Raw genomic sequence first — 15,770 nt, 5'->3', positions numbered from 1 at the left:
CCGAAGCCGATAATCTTGCTGGTATGAGTCATATCCTTGTTTCCGTTGCCTGGCCCTACGCAAATGGGCCCCGTCACATCGGCCATGTCGCTGGGTTTGGCGTCCCCTCGGACGTCTATGCACGCTATGAACGTATGAAGGGCAATGACGTCCTTATGGTTTCGGGCACGGACGAGCACGGCACTCCTATCCTGGTGGAGGCTGACGCCGAGGGTGTGGGCCCTCAGGAGATCGCTGATCGCTACAACCGGGTCATCGTCAAGGATCTGTGCGATCTGGGGCTCAGCTATGACCTCTTCACCAGAACCACGACCGGCAATCACGAAAAGGTGGTCCAGGAGCTCTTCCGCCAGTGCCGTGCCAACGGATATATCTATGAGGGCCAGCAGAAGGTGGCCATATCGCCCTCCACCGGCCGGACCTTGCCCGATCGCTACATCGAGGGGACCTGCCCCATCTGCGGCGCTGACGGCGCTCGCGGCGACCAGTGCGACAACTGCGGCAACGAACTGGATCCAGACGAGCTGATCAACCCTGTCTCCAAGATCAATGGGGAGACGCCCCGGTTTGAGGAGTCCAAGCACTTCTTCCTGGATCTTCCCGCTCTGGCCGAGGCTAACCTGGCCTGGTTGAAGACCCGCAAAGGCTGGCGCAGCAACGTGCTCAACTTCTCTCTGGGACTCTTCAAGGAGGTCAAGCCGCGAGCAATCACCCGCGACATCGACTGGGGCATTCCCGTGCCTGTGGACGGATGGGTCGATGATCCCAACAAGAAGCTCTACGTCTGGTTTGACGCCGTCATTGGCTATCTGTCGGCATCCATCGAGTGGGCCCGTCGCCAGGGCGACCCTGAAGCCTGGCGCAAGTGGTGGAACGACCCCAAGGCTCTGGGCTACTACTTTATGGGCAAGGACAACATCACCTTCCACTCGCAGATCTGGCCCTCGGAGATTCTGGCCTACAACGGCCAAGGGTCCAAGGGCGGGCAGCCGGGCTCCTATGGCGAGCTCAACCTGCCTGAGCAGGTGGTGGCCAGCGAGTTCATGACTATGGAGGGCAAGAAGTTCAGCTCCTCCAGGGGCATTGTCATCTACGTCAAGGACATCCTGGCACGCTATCCGGTCGATGCGGTTCGCTACTACATTTCCATCGCTGGACCGGAGACCTCGGACTCGGACTTCACCTGGGCGGAGTTCGTCCGGCACAACAACGAGGAGCTTGCCGCATCCTGGGGCAACCTGGTCAACCGCGTGGCCAACCTGCTCAACAAGGACTTCGGCAGCATCCCAGCCATCGAGCAGTCCTGGCTGACTGAGGAGGACAGCGCCCTGCTGGACCGCAGCCTGCAAGCCTTCGATACCGTCGGGTCCCTGATCGAGCACCATCGCCAGAAGGCCGCCCTGGTCGAGGCCATGGCCCTGGTGGGCGACATCAACAAGTACATCTCTGCCCAGGAGCCTTGGAAGATCAAGGACGACCAGAACCGTCTGGCTGCCGTCCTGCATACCGCAGCCCAGGCCGTGCTGGATGCCAACACCATGTTGGCTCCCTTCCTGCCCCACGCCTCTCAGCGTGTTTGGGAGACCATGGGCGGCGAGGGCGTCTTCTCGCCTTTGCCCCGCGTCCAGGAGGTTGACGATCTGGATCGGCCCGACTTCCACTATCCCATCATCACCGGTGACTACCGGCTGGGAGAGACTGTCCATCCTTGGTCACGCGAGCCCCTCAAGGACGGTACGCCAATCGATCGGCCCACACCCATTTTCCCGCGCATTCCTAAGGAAGCCGTGCAGGAGGAGCTGGACCGTTTCCAGGAGGAGCTGGACCGCCGCAAGGCTAAGGAGCGCGCTCGCTTCGAGGCGGAGCAGGCCAAGCTTGACGCCCAGGGCAAGTGACGATCGACGCGCCCGGGTCCATTTTGTGATTCACAGAGAACTTTGAGGTTTTCGGGCACTTTCTCCAAGGTAGAGCCGGTTATATTTGTTCTGTCGGTTGAGGTACTGGCCGATGGGGGTCATGCGACCCCGATAACTTAACCCCTTCTTCTCTCTCTTCTCGCCCGGCGGTTCTCAGAACCGCCGGGTTCTTTCGTCATGGAAGACCCATAGGATGAGTAACCATGAAGGTTGCCCAATTCGCCTGTGTGCTCTTCGATCTGGACGGGGTGCTGGTGCCCACGACCATCCTGCACAAGGCCGCCTGGAAGGCATTGTTCGATCAGGTCCTGCCCGGGAACGTCCCGGCCTATACGGAACAGGACTACTACGCCTATGTGGATGGACGACCCCGTTATGACGGTGTCGACGCCCTGCTGCGCAGCAGGGGCATCGAGCTGGACTGGGGCAGCCCCGATGACGATCCGCAGTTGGATACAGTCTGTGGATACGGCAATCGCAAGAACATGACTTTTGAGCGGATGCTGAAGCAAAAAGGCATTGATCCCTACCCGGACACGGTGGATCTGCTTCGACATCTGCGCGCTGAAAAGAAGCGTCTGGCTGTAGTGTCAAGTTCGCGCAACACGGCCCAGGTCCTCCAAGCTGCTGGAATCGCAGGATACTTCGACACTGTGGTGGACGGCAACCTCAAGGACGAGATGGGTCTTCAGGGCAAGCCGGCCCCGGACACCTACGCCTATGCGGCCAAGGTGCTCGGACTGCGCAATGAGGATGCCGTTGTAGTCGAGGACGCCCTCTCCGGCGTGGCCGCCGGGCATGCCGGCAGGTTTGGCCTGGTTGTAGGCGTGAACAGGGGCGCTGGTCGTGAGCAGCTGCTCAAGGCGGGCGCGGATCTGGTGGTGGACCAGCTGATCGAGCTGATCGACGATGATGCGGGCGAGCATGGGCAGGGGAAGGACCCCGGTCTGGATGAGGACCGCTTCCCTATAGAAGACTGGGGCCTGAGCGAGATCGGTCAGCCCGACGCCGTCAGCGCCACGGTCTTTTCGGTCACCAACGGCTCCGTCGGCATCAGGGGCGAAGGCGGCGGGGAACGTTGCCTGGGCAACGGAACCTTCCTGAGCGGCTTCCATGACACCTTCCGAATAGCCCATCCCGAGAGCGCCTACGGATATGCCAAGGTGGGCCAGCTGATTCAGGGAGTGCCCGATGCTTCGGACTTCACCCTCAAGGTGGAGGGGCTGCCCCTGGGTCGGCCGGAGAAGACCACTCAGCGTCTGGACTTCCGAACCGGAATCGCGACCACCACTAATCTGTACGATCTGGGTCATGGCATCCATCTGAAGACTGTGCTCACCCGCATGGTCTGCCTGTATGACCGCAGCCTAAGCGTTTGTACGCTCACTGTTCAGTCGCCCGACCGGGATATGGCTGTGGTGGTCGAGGGGCCGGTCAATGCCGACAACCCCCGTCATGTCAACTCCAGCGACCCCCGCAAATCGACCTTTGTGGACGGCTGTGGAATCCACGAGGTGTTGGACAATGCGGTCTACGGTGAGCTGAGTGCTGATTGCAGGGTCTTCCGCTGCAATAATTCACGGCTCAGCCTGGCCCTGGGCGTTCGACAGTTCAGGGACGGCCGGCCTGTCGAGGGCTCCGGATGGCGCATGGACGTGCCCAAGGGCGGTTCCACCCATCTGGTGCGTTACGCCGTCTACCGCAGCCATCCTATTCTTCCGGCTGGCACCAGTGGCAACGGTCTGGTCGTGCAGACCCGGGGCGAGGGTACCAGGAATCTGGTCGAAGACTGCCGCGATCGGCTGGAGGAGGTCAGCACCCTCTCTCTGCAGGAGCTGGAGCGGCGGCAGCGAGAATGGCTGGACCGGTTCTGGGAGCGTCAGGATATCCTCATCCAGACCGACGATGGCGGTCGTACCCAGCAGATGGTGCGCTGGGAACTCTTCCAGCTGGCCCAGTCCACGGCGCAGATCGAAAACGGTGTGGGAGCCAAGGGCCTGAGCGGGTCCGGCTACAGCGGCCACTACTTCTGGGACACCGAGATCTACATCCTCCCCTTCCTGATTTATTCAGCGCCTGCTCGGGCAAGAGCCGTCCTTCACTACCGCTATCTGATGCTGCCTGCCGCCAGGCGCAGGGCCTGCGCCCTCAACCTGAACGGCGCTCTCTTCCCCTGGAGGACCATCGACGGCGAGGAGGCCTCTGCCTACTTCCCTACGGGCACGGCCCAGTACCACATCGATGCCGACATCGCCTATGCGGTGGCCCAGTATGTGCAGGTCACCGGCGATGAAGACTTCCTTCAGGCTGAGGGCATCGACATCCTGGTGGAGACAGCCCGTCTCTGGATGAGCCTGGGGCGCTACAAGGAGGACGGCCGCTTCCATATCCATTGCGTGACCGGCCCCGACGAGTACACGGTCCTGGTCGACGACAACCTCTACACCAACCAGATGGCCCGTTTCAACCTTTTGGCCGCCTACAAGGCCTATCAGCACTTGCGCGAGAAGCACCCAGACCTGGTCGGCACCATACGCGAAAGGTTGCACTTTGCCGAGGAGGAGGTCGACAAATGGTCCAGCGCAGCCGAGGCCATGTTCGTCCCCTTCGACGATCAGGAGGGGGTCCACGCTCAGGATGCCCAGTTCATGCAGCGGCCACGCTGGCACTTTGACAGGTTCACTGCCAGGCCGCTGCTGTTGCACTATCACCCCTTGGTTATTTACCGTCACAAGGTGCTTAAGCAGACCGACGTGGTCATGGCTCTCTACCTGCTCAGCTCCTGGTTCACGCCGGAGCAGAAACGGGCTGACTTCGACTACTACGATCCGCTGACCACCGGGGATTCGACCCTGTCGGCAGCCTCCCAGTCCATCCTCGCCGCCGAGGTAGGGCATGACCAGCTGGCCATGCAGTACTTCCGTCGGTCTCTGTTTACGGATGTGGACGACCTGCATGCCAACACGACCGATGGCATCCACCTGGCCGCCTGCGGAGGCGTCTGGTCCAGCCTGGTCTGCGGCTTCGGCGGCCTGCGGGACACCGGTGGAACCGGGTTGAGCATCGACCCCCGCCTGCCTTCGTCCTGGCGCTCGTTGACCTATGAGTTGGAGGTGCGTGGTACAAGATTCCAGGTTGCCGTGACGCCAGACAGCGTCGATCTGAAGCGCTTGTCAGGTCCTGAGCTGGATCTTCTGGTTCAGGGGCATCCTCGTCATATATGACTATGACCTTCTTCTCTGGACTCGATGTGTCTGGAATCTGAGGTGACGCCGGCTTGAGTTTCCAATGAGTTAGGCGGCTGCCAGGCTGATTGTGGACGGCTGGAACTGAAAGTTGCATGCTCGCGTGGGTCTGCAGCTTCAGGAACGGCTTTCCATAAACACAGAAAGGTTGACGGGCCCGACCGTCCGCGTCAGCGGCGGCTTGGGCCGTACAGGTCCCTAGACTGTGGACCATGAGCAAGCATCATCGCGACCGCAGCTGGGCTCCCGACCCCGAGCCGCTGCCCGAAGGCATTGGGGTCATCGACGATCACACCCACATGGCCTCCGTGGTTCCCTTCACCCAGGAGATGGATCGGCAGGCCAGGGAGCGCGGGCAGGATCCGGTCCCCGTCCGCACAGTCGACCAGCAGCTGGAAAGGGCCCGGGCCGTGGGCGTGGTCGGCGCCATAGACGTGGGCTGCGAGTTGCCCAACCTGCAGACGGCTGTGGACCTGGCCATAGCCCATCCCGGGGTAGTTCACGCGGCCCTGGCCATCCATCCCAATGAGGCCGTCCTGCATGGCCATCGAGGGGTGCCGGGCCCGGACGGACTGCCCTTGAAGTACCAGCCCTGGCATGAGGTTTCTTTCGAGCAGGCGCTTGAGGAGGTCGCCCGCCTGGCCCGCGCATATCCCGACCAGGTGGTGGCCATCGGGGAGACGGGCATGGACCTCTTCCGAACCGGACAGGGGGCCGAACAGATTCAACGGCAGGCCTTCCGCGATCACATCGCCCTAGCCAAGGAGCTCAATCTGCCCATGCAGATCCACGACCGTGACGCCCATCGGCAGGTCATCGAGACCCTGTTGGAGGATGGCGCTCCCGAGCGTACGGTCTTCCACTCCTATTCGGGTGATGCACAGATGGCCCAGGCGGCCGCCGAACACGGCTGGTACCTGAGCTTTTCGGGAACGGTTTCATACAAGGGCAACGAGGGAATTCGCCAGGCTCTGTCCGTAGTCGGCATGGATCACATCATGGTGGAGACTGATGCGCCCTATCTGAGCCCCATGCCCTACCGGGGACGCACCAACTCTCCCTACATGATTCCCTACACCCTGCGCGCCATGGCCGATGCCCTGGACTGCCCCCTGGAACAGGTGGCCCGGGCAACGGCAGTCACTACGCGCCGGGTTTACGGGCTCTGAGGAATGTCCGACGGACGGTGCCAGACCAGGATTAAGCTTATGATGTGTCGCGGTCTGAATCGTTCCTGCCGAGTGTGGGGGGAGAGTGCTACGGTTGTCGTCGCACGTGTGCGCAAACAGCAACATGCGGCACCCGGAAGTAGATGAGTGAAGGCATTGGCCTATGGAGGGCTCTATGGCGGATGAGCGGCATGAGTTGGCGGCTCAGGATGATGGCAGGGGCGCTGACGAACCACCCCGGTTATCCGGTGAAAAAGCGGCGAAGCCGACGGCGGGCCGTCGGAAGGGCCGGTTGACGAAAGAATCGATACTGCCTCCAGAGAGCTTCACCAAGGCTCCCAAGATCTCGGCTAAATCCCGTACCCGGGAGGAGGAGAACGAGCTCAAGCGGGTTCGACGCGAGGCTCAACGGGCGGCTCAGCGTCGCCGTACCCCGCCAAAGGGGCCTCTGGGCCGCTGGTGGCGACGGGTGCAGTCCTCGCCTGACAGGATCAGTCTGGGCATGTGCATTGTGGCCTTGGGCGTGGTCTACGGGGATATCGGCACCTCGCCCCTGTACACCATGCAGGCCTTCGTGGCCGGGCAAGGCGGCATGGCCCGTGTGGACAGGGCGGCTGTGCTGGGCATGCTCTCCCTGGTCTTTTGGTCCATCACGCTGATCACCACGGTCAAATACGTTCTGGTGGCCATGCGCATCGACAACAAGGGCGAGGGAGGCATCTTCGCCCTGTACACCCTGGTTCGGCACTATGGCAAATGGCTGGCCATCCCTGCTATGGTCGGCGGTGCAGCCTTCCTGGCTGATTCTGTGCTGACTCCGGCGGTCTCCATATCCTCGGCAGTCGAAGGCCTCAAGACCATCCCCGTCCTGGCTCCGATCTTCCGTGAGAACGGGAACCTGACCATGGTCATCACCTTCGTGATCATCCTGATTCTGTTCGCGGTCCAGTCGCGCGGAACCGAGCGGATCGGCAAGGTCTTCGGCAGCGTGGTCATGGTCTGGTTCGCCTTCCTGGCCCTGATCGGCATCTACTGCATCGGCAACGACTGGTCCATCTTCGAGGCACTGAACCCGGTCTACGGGATCCGCTTCCTCTTCAGCCCGCAGAACCCGGTAGGCCTGACCATCATGGGGACGGTCTTCCTGTCGACTACTGGAGCCGAGGCCCTTTACTCCGACATGGGCCATGTGGGCCGTGGCAACATCTACGCCACCTGGCCCTTCATCAACATCGCTCTGGTCTTCAACTACTTCGGCCAGGGGGCCTGGATCCTGCGCAATCGCGACAATAAGGCTCTGCAGGGTGTGGATGGGCTCAACCCGTTCTTCCAGATGATGCCTACCACCGTGCGGTACGTGGCGGTGATCCTGTCGGTGACGGCCGGCGTCATCGCCTCACAGGCCCTCATCACGGGCGCCTTCACTATGGTCTCGGAGGCCACCGGCCTCAACTGGATGCCCCATCTGCAGGTGCGCTACCCGGCGCGCACCCGCGGCCAGCTCTATATTCCGACCATCAACTGGGTCCTGTGCGCGGCCACGCTGACGGTGCTGGCCATCTTCAAGGATTCCGAGCACATCTCGGCCGCCTACGGACTGGCCCTGACGGTGACCATGATCACCACCACCGTCCTGCTGGCCGACTACATCTGGCATGACGGCAAGCGGGCGCTTTCCCTGCTCTTCGCCTTGGTCTTTCTGGCCATCCAGATCCTCTTCTTCATGGCCTCCATGGCCAAGTTCATGCACGGCGGCTGGTTCACCATGCTGCTGACCGCAGCCATCCTTTACATCATGTACACCTGGGATGTGGGCACCAAGGTGGAGCGATCGCAACGGCGGCATATGACTGCCAAGGAGTGCCTGCCCGCCCTGGAGATGCTCCACAACGACTTCCGCGTTCCTTATTATGCGGACAACCTTGTCTATCTGACCTCGGATGCGGAGATGCGGCGGCTGGACACCGACATCTTCTTCTCCATCTTTGCCAACCGGCCCAAGCGAGCCCGGGCCTGGTGGGCGGTCTCGGTCCAGACCACGGATGCCCCCTACACTCGCAAGTATTCGGTGGAGAACTTCGGCACCAATTACCTCTTCCGTGTGCGCATGAGGCTGGGCTTCAAGGTGGACCAGAATGTGGCCACCTATCTGCACCAGATCATGCACGAGCTGATCGACAGCGGCGAGCTGCCTAAGCAGCCCTCCATCTACCCCAAGGTGGACGAGGACCCGCAGATCGGCACAGTCACCTATGTGCTGGTCCACAAGGCCCTGATGCCCGAGTCCAAGATCGACTCCCGCGGCGCCTTTTCGCTGAAGGTCAAGTATGCCATCCGCAAAGTGGCGGGCTCGCCGATCAAGTGGTTCGGCCTGGCTCCCTACAACCCCATTGTGGAAGTGCAGCCCCTGTTCGTCTCCACCCGGGCGGTTCCCAAGCTGACGCGCGTGGTCCTGCCGTCTCGCAAGATCAAGGGCGGCAAGCGCCACAAGGACTGAATGAGTGGAATCTCACCCTATGGATTCTGGCCCAAATCGGGCCCGGGCCATAGAATTGACGGCATGGAACCTGGTGCCCGGCCTTTCCGGGCTACCGTCGAAAGGTGATGTGATGACACAAGCTCAAGCCAATATCGGAGTCGTGGGTCTGGCCGCCATGGGTGCCAGCCTGTCCAGGAACCTGGCGCGGCACGGCAATACCGTAGCGGTCTACAACCGCCACTATTCGCGCACCGAGACCCTCATCCGCGACCATGGCCAGGAAGGGAGCTTCGTTCCTGCCAAGACCTTGCAGGAGTTCGTGGCCTCGCTGACCAAGCCCCGCACGGCCATCATCATGGTCAAGGCCGGGGACCCCACCGACCAGATGATCAATGACCTGGCCGACCTGATGGAGCCTGGAGACATCATCGTCGATGCCGGCAATGCCTACTTCAAGGACACCATCCGCCGGGAGAAGGCCATCCGGGCACGTGGGCTGCACTTCGTAGGCTGCGGCGTCTCCGGAGGCGAGCAGGGCGCCCTCTTGGGACCCTCCATGATGCCCGGCGGAACCGATGAGTCCTGGAAGACCCTGGGGCCTATCCTGGAGTCCATTGCCGCCAAGGTCGATGGCGAGCCCTGCGTCACCCATATCGGCACCGACGGCGCTGGCCACTTCGTCAAGATGGTCCACAACGGCATCGAGTACTCCGATATGCAGGTGATCGCCGAGTCCTATGACCTGATGCGCAGGGGCCTGGGCATGGAGCCCGAGGCCATCGCCCAGGTCTTCGAGGAGTGGAACCAGGGGGATCTGAACTCCTACCTGGTGCAGATCACCGCCGAGGTGCTCCATCACACCGATGCTGCCACCGGCAAGCCCTTCATCGACATCGTCACCGACCAGGCCGGCATGAAGGGCACCGGCACCTGGACCGTGCAGACCGCACTGGATCTTGCAGTGCCCGTGACTGGTATCGGCGAGGCCGTATTTGCTCGCGGACTCTCCTCCTCGCCCGAGCTGCGCACCCAGGCGGCCCAGGAGGGTTTGAAAGGTCCTCAGCCCAAGGCTGTCATGGCTGACCTGGCTGCCGACCCCGAGGCTCGCAAGTCCTTCATTGAGGACATCCGCCAGGCGCTTTACGCTTCCAAGATCGTGGCCTATGCGCAGGGGTTCAACGAGATGCAGGAGGGCGCCCGGGTCTACGGCTGGAAACTGGACATGGGTGCCATCGCCCGCATCTGGCGTGGCGGCTGCATCATCCGGGCCAAGTTCCTGAATCGGATCTCCGATGCCTATGCCTCTGGCCGTGAGCCGGGTTCCCTGCTCTTCGACCCCTTCTTCAAGCAGGCGGTTGAGCAGGCCCAGGATTCATGGCGGCGTGTCGTGGCTAGCGCCACCAAGGCCGGCATCCCCATTCCAGTTTTCGCCAGCTCCCTGTCCTACTACGACGGACTGCGTTCCGACCGGCTCCCCGCCGCTCTGATCCAGGGCCAGCGTGACCTCTTCGGCGCTCACACCTATGGGCGTGTGGACCAGTCAGGCGTTTTCCACACCCTCTGGGCCGAGGATAAGTCCGAGATCAAGCAGTACTGAGCTTCGCCAGAATCGAGAGGGTCCGCACAGCCGTTTTAGCTGCTGTGCGGACCCTCTCGTCACTCTGTCAGCGGATGTCGGCTGTGGATTTCCAGACCGCCAACCGACAGTCGTCCGGGTGGGGAAGGTTGAGCTTCACCGCTTACCTGCAAACGGGCCAGCAGGGCATCCAACGGCTTGCGGTCCAGGTCGTCCTTGTCGGTGCTGTTCAAAACTGATCCGGCTACGGGGCGCCTCTGCATGCATCACCCGTGTGCCAGGCCGGGATGACTGGATCATGGCCTGGCACAGGTCCGTCCGCAGGTGGAATCCTACTGGTACCCGATCCGGGAACTGGTCACTCCTTGACGATGGGGTGGCCGCCGAAGGCGCTGCGCAGAGCGGATACCACCTTCATGGTCATGGGGTCCTCGATCTTGGAGGATTGACGGGCATAGAGAGCCGAGGTGATCGCCGGTGTAGGCACTCCCAGCTCCAGGGCGTCCGCGATCATCCACTTGGTTTCGCCAGTCTCGTCGGCCTTGCCGGCGATTTTGCTCAGGTGCGGGTCCTCCTTCAGTGCCTGGGCCAGCAGATCCAGCAGCCAGGACTGGATGACCGAGCCTTTGCGCCAGGATTCGACCACTTCGCCCGGCTCCTCGATCAGGTCGGAGGCTTCAAGGACCGCATACCCTTCGGCCAGAGCCTGCATCATCCCGTATTCGATGCCGTTGTGGACCATCTTGGCATAGTGGCCAGCGCCGGTTCCTCCCGCGTGGACCAGACCGTAGTCGCCCCTAGGTTTCAAGGTGTCCAGGATGGGCTGAATCCTTGCCACATTCTGGTCCGAGCCGCCGACCATCAGGGCGTAGCCCTTCTCCTTGCCCCAAATGCCGTTGGAGGTGCCCACATCCACCAGTCCTATGCCTTTGGCGGCCAGGGCCTTGGAGTGCTCCTGGTCCTGGGTGAAGCGGGTGTTGCCCCCATCCACGACCAGGTCGCCGCGCTCCATCAGCTCGCCCAGCTGATCGAGAGTGGACTCGATGGGCTTGCCGGCCGGTACCATGACCCAGATCACCCGGGGGGTCTCGAGTGCCTGGACCAGGGCCTGCAGGCTGTCCACATCCCTGCCCGAGTCTGGAGCGATGTCGTAGCCGACCACCTGGTGGCCGCCGGTGCGCAGACGGTCTGCCATGTTCTTGCCCATGCGTCCCAGGCCGATCATGCCGATCTTCATAATGTCAGTTCCTCTCCCTTGACTGCAACAGCTTGATGCTGACCGCGATGGTTGGTGGTCGGCCGCGGTCGGGCCGAATTGTCGGCGCTACTGGCGGGCTGCCTGTCGGGCGCGCTCGGCCTGAACCTGGTCGGTGTGCGCTTTGACGTCGCACTGCAGGCCCAGGGTGTCGATGACCTCTTCAGCCTCGATCTCGGGAGACATGCGCAAACCTACATCGATGGTCAAGTGGACCTCGTCCGGCCCCAGGGGCTCCAGGTCATCGAACTGTGAGCGGAGCATCTGCGGCTTCATGAAGTGGCCCTTCCGTTTGGAGAGCCGTTCCATGATGGAGTCGTAGTCCCCGCTCAGGTGGATGAAGACCACGCCCGGCATCCGCAGCCGGTCACGGTAGATTCTCTTCAAGGCCGAGCAGGTGACGGTTCCGGGCACCCCTCGACGTATGTGGTCCTCGATCCAATTGTGGATGCTGTCCAGCCAGGGCCATCGGTCCTGGTCGTTCAGGGGGATGCCACGGGCCATCTTGTCGATGTTGGCCTGGGGGTGGAAGTCGTCAGCCTCGGCCATGTCCCAGCCCAGCTTGTTGCCCAGGTGCTCGTTCATGGTGGTTTTGCCGCAGCCGGAGACCCCCATGATGACCAGGATGGGCGTGCGGCCTTGGAAGTAGTCTGCGGGAACCGTATTGTCCACTGCCGAGGGAACCTGGGGCTCCGCGTGGTTTTCTGTGCTCAGCGCGTCGGGATTCTTCAATGATGTATCGGCCATGTGAAACCTTTCTGAAAAGTGATTTGACAATGACGCTCAGGCTGTGATGGGCACAAAGATGCTGGCGATCATGACCAGGACCAGAACCACTACCGACAGCAGGCATTCCAGAACCGACCAGGTCTTCAGGGTCTCGCCGACACTCAGACCGAAGTACTCCTTGATCAGCCAGAAGCCCGCGTCGTTGAGGTGGGAGAGGAAGATGGAGCCGGCGCCGATGGCGATGACCAGGAGCGTAGTTGCCATGGAGCCCGCATGCATCATGGTCATGGCGTTGCTGAGGATGCCGGCCGTGGTCAGGATGGAGACCGTGGCCGAGCCTGTGGCGATGCGCACGAAGACGGCGATGACCCAGCCCAGCAGGAAGATGGAGATGTTGGAGTTCTCCACAAAGGTGCCGATGATCTTGCCGATGCCGGTGGAGACCAGTACGCCCTTGAAGCCGCCGCCTGCGCCAACAATCAGCAGGATGCCTGCCACAGCAGGAAGCGAGGCCCCCAGGGAGTCATTGACGGTCTTCCAGGAGATGCCAGAGGCGGCCTTGAGGACCAGCATGGAGACGATCAGCGCTATGGCCAGGGCCATGACCGGGTTGCCGATGAAGTTGATGGTCTGCGCCAGGCCGTCCGTGCGATCCTTGAATCTGGGAATGGCGATCTCGAAGATGGAGGTCAGCAGCATGAGGACTGCTGGCAGCAGGATGCAGCAGACCGAGAGGCCGAAGGAGGGCAACCGGGTCTCCTCCTTGCCCGCCTGCTCGCTCTTGGCTACAAAATCGGCAGGGGCTTCGATGGGCACCCAGCGGGAGGCCAGTCGGGAGAAGGCCGGGCCCACGACGACCAGGGTGATCAGGGCGAAGGGGATGCCGAACATCATGGTCATACCTACATTGCCGGTCTGCTTGAACTGGCTCAGGGCCGCCAAGGGACCGGGGTGGGGGGGCACGCAGGCGTGCATGATGGACAGACCTGCCAGGGTTGGGATAGCCACCCTCATCAGGGGGAGTTTGGTGCGGCGAGCCACCAGAATGATGACCGGGACCAGAATGACCAGGCCGACCTCGAAGAACATGGGCAGGCCAATCAAGGCACCGATCAAAGCCATGATCCAGGGGATGGTGGCTGGCTTGGACTTGGCGACCAGAGTGTTGACCACCTGGTCAGTAGCTCCGGTGTCCATGAGGACCTTGCCGATCATGGCCCCCAGGCCAATCAGAATGCCTACAGAGCCCATGGTATTGCCGAACTCGCCAGTGAAGCTGGTCAGAGTGGCCACAGGGCCGTAGCCGGAACCGATGCCGACCACCAGGGCGGCACCCAGCAGGGAGACAAAAGGATGAAGCTTGACGACAGTGACCAGGAAGATGAGCACTGCCAGGCTGAGCACCAGACTGATGCCCAATTGGGTGGTGTTCAGGGATACGGCCTGACTCGCTGCCAGGGTCAGGTGCCCGCCGACTGTCGGCTGCGACGCTAAAAGCATGGCTGCCTCTTCTCTGAGGATGCGAACCGCTCGGCCTGAGCAGCTTCACGGCTCTTATTTTTGCATTACGTAATATCGACAGTGTGATATTACGTATGCCTTAACAGACAGTACCTTACACAAAACTGGAACGGATTGGAAGACGGCATGCCAAGTTCAGGATTGAATTTCGGCTGGTCCGCTCATCCGTCTGGACCGTTTGGGAAAGGGCACGGTTGCTAGAGTGGCATTTGTGGAAAGATCAAGGACACCTGATGACGAATCGGCTGCAGAAGGAACCCTGCATGATCGGTTGCTGGACCAGTGGGGGGCGGCCATCGTCGATGGCGCCATCGCTCCGGGCGACCGGCTGCCGGTTCCGGCTCTGGATAGCCAGAAGCCTTCGCGTACGGTTACCCGGGAGGTCACCAGGGTTCTTGAGGCCATGGGTCTGGTCACTGTCAAGCGCAAGGTCGGAGCCACGGTCAACCCCAGTCAGCTCTGGAATATCTATGATCCGCAGGTGATCGAGTGGAGGCTGCGCGGACCTGACCGGGGGCGGACCCTGCACGAGCTGTCCGAACTCAGAGCATGCGTGGAACCCATGGCTGCCCAGCTGGCTGCCAGTCACGCTGAACAGTGTCAATGGGCGAAGCTGACGCAAGCTGCTATCGATATGGTGGCCAACGCTGACTGGGCCGATGGGCCAGACTATCTTCGGGCTGACGAAACCTTCCATCGAACCCTGCTTGAAGCATCGGGCAACACCATGTTCGCAGCGCTGGGTGATGTGATTGCATCAGTGCTGTCAGGGCGGACCCGGCATGAACTTATGCCTAGGAAGGCTGATGAGAAGGCTCTGCGGCTGCACGGCGACGTAGCTGCCCTGATACGTCGGGGCGATGCAGAGGGGGCACGGCAGGCCATGTATTGGATCGTAGACGAATCCGATCGGGCTATCGAGCAAATGACTCGAAAGGACTGCGAAGACCCCGCCAGTATTCTGGATAGGGAATCTTCGCAGTACTGAGACCTGTAGAGGCTTGTGGCGCAGAAGGCTCAGCGCAGTTTCGAGGCGGCATCGGCGTCCAGGAGCCAGAGCGTTTCCACGGCACCCCTGGCATAAGAGGAGGGGACATGCGGATCGTCTGTGGCACCCAGCGCAGCGGCCACGGCCGAAGCCTTTTCGGCAGTCGAGGTGAAGAGCCAAACCTTGGGGGTTCGGCGGATGAATGGCGTGGTCATGGTGACCCTGAGCGGGGGCAGCTTGGGAGAGTCATTGACACCTGTCACCAGCAGATCATCGTCCTGCAGTCTGACCTCGGGGCGGTCGGGGAAAAGGGATGCATAGTGACCGTCGGGGCCTACGCCGAAGACTGCCAGATCCATGTGGCCATCAGGGCCGAGCTGGTCGATGATCTCCTGCTGATAAGCGGCTGCAGCCTGGGCCAGGGCCTGTACGTTCTCATCCTGATCGGCGGCTTCCACCTGGGCTGGGCTGCGGGTGTCCACGGGCATAGGATGCACGTTGGCCTGTGGCAGCAGCCCCTGGTCGATGAGCGAGCCGTACCAGGCCCGTCGTGCCTGTTCGTCGTTGCGGTCCGGATCTTCCAGGCCCACGAACCGCTCATCGCTCCACCAGAGGTGGACCCGGCCCCAGTCCACGCTCTGGCTCAGAGGATCAGCGCCCATCCGAGCATAGACATCCGCCGCGTCTCGGCCGCCGGTCAGTGCCAAGTCAGCCCGGTCCTGACGGGCCAGCAGGTCTCCCAGCTCCAGCAGAATGCGGACTGCGGTAGCCTGATTGAGCAGCTTGGTTGTGGCATAGGTTACAGTACGACGCTCGGTCATCTGATCCTCCTTGCATGCAGGTGATGCTTGCCTCAGCCTACACCTACACGTTTGCGTATGGATTGAATTGC

Annotated in this window: 9 protein-coding genes and 1 pseudogene; 6 read left to right on the top strand and 4 right to left on the bottom strand. The window is 61.8% G+C overall.

The window, feature by feature from the left end; all coding sequences use genetic code 11:
* Positions 1–23 precede the first annotated feature (23 nt).
* The 5 genes from metG to gndA all read left to right on the top strand — a co-directional run bounded on the left by metG (position 24) and on the right by gndA (position 10,406).
* Positions 24–1,895, top strand: coding sequence for a methionine--tRNA ligase (gene metG / locus ACGG9J_RS04055; protein ID WP_390133856.1), 1,872 nt, complete (start codon positions 24–26; stop codon positions 1,893–1,895).
* A gap of 224 nt (positions 1,896–2,119) precedes the next feature.
* A complete protein-coding gene (locus tag ACGG9J_RS04050; protein WP_390133854.1) occupies positions 2,120–5,140 on the top strand; it encodes an HAD-IA family hydrolase in 3,021 nt (1,006 codons plus the stop codon).
* Between the two features lie 233 nt (positions 5,141–5,373).
* On the top strand, positions 5,374–6,330 hold the full coding sequence (locus ACGG9J_RS04045; RefSeq protein WP_390133852.1) for a TatD family hydrolase: 957 nt from the start codon (positions 5,374–5,376) through the stop codon (positions 6,328–6,330).
* Positions 6,331–6,505: 175 nt separating this feature from the next.
* Positions 6,506–8,827: a KUP/HAK/KT family potassium transporter gene (locus ACGG9J_RS04040; protein WP_390133850.1), complete on the top strand. Its 2,322-nt coding sequence runs from the start codon at positions 6,506–6,508 to the stop codon at positions 8,825–8,827.
* A gap of 112 nt (positions 8,828–8,939) precedes the next feature.
* Positions 8,940–10,406, top strand: a complete 1,467-nt coding sequence (gene gndA, locus ACGG9J_RS04035) for an NADP-dependent phosphogluconate dehydrogenase (RefSeq protein ID WP_390133848.1) — start codon at positions 8,940–8,942, stop codon at positions 10,404–10,406.
* A gap of 337 nt (positions 10,407–10,743) precedes the next feature.
* Here gndA and gnd read toward each other — a convergent pair.
* The 3 genes and pseudogenes from gnd to ACGG9J_RS04020 all read right to left on the bottom strand — a co-directional run.
* Positions 10,744–11,637 (bottom strand): annotated as a pseudogene (gnd, locus tag ACGG9J_RS04030) (phosphogluconate dehydrogenase (NAD(+)-dependent, decarboxylating)); the annotation flags it as partial.
* Positions 11,638–11,709: 72 nt separating this feature from the next.
* Positions 11,710–12,387, bottom strand: a complete 678-nt coding sequence (locus ACGG9J_RS04025; protein ID WP_390133847.1) for a gluconokinase — start codon at positions 12,385–12,387, stop codon at positions 11,710–11,712.
* A 36-nt stretch (positions 12,388–12,423) separates the two neighbouring features.
* Positions 12,424–13,869 carry a GntP family permease gene (locus tag ACGG9J_RS04020; protein ID WP_390133845.1) on the bottom strand — a complete coding sequence of 482 codons (1,446 nt, stop codon included), beginning with the start codon at positions 13,867–13,869 and terminating at the stop codon, positions 12,424–12,426.
* 232 nt (positions 13,870–14,101) lie between these two features.
* Here ACGG9J_RS04020 and ACGG9J_RS04015 point away from each other — a divergent pair, with 232 nt between their 5' ends.
* Entirely contained in the window at positions 14,102–14,878 is a 777-nt protein-coding gene (locus ACGG9J_RS04015) for a FadR/GntR family transcriptional regulator (RefSeq protein WP_390133843.1), read from the top strand.
* 29 nt (positions 14,879–14,907) lie between these two features.
* On the opposite strand, the gene pgl is transcribed toward ACGG9J_RS04015, so the two are convergent.
* Positions 14,908–15,699: a 6-phosphogluconolactonase gene (gene pgl / locus ACGG9J_RS04010; protein ID WP_390133841.1), complete on the bottom strand. Its 792-nt coding sequence runs from the start codon at positions 15,697–15,699 to the stop codon at positions 14,908–14,910.
* Between the last annotated feature and the right edge of the window lie 71 nt (positions 15,700–15,770).

The organism is Bifidobacterium apicola (genome assembly GCF_042846865.1).
In the GTDB taxonomy this organism is placed as follows: domain Bacteria; phylum Actinomycetota; class Actinomycetes; order Actinomycetales; family Bifidobacteriaceae; genus Bombiscardovia; species Bombiscardovia apicola.
This window is presented reverse-complemented; position numbering and strand designations above follow the sequence as displayed.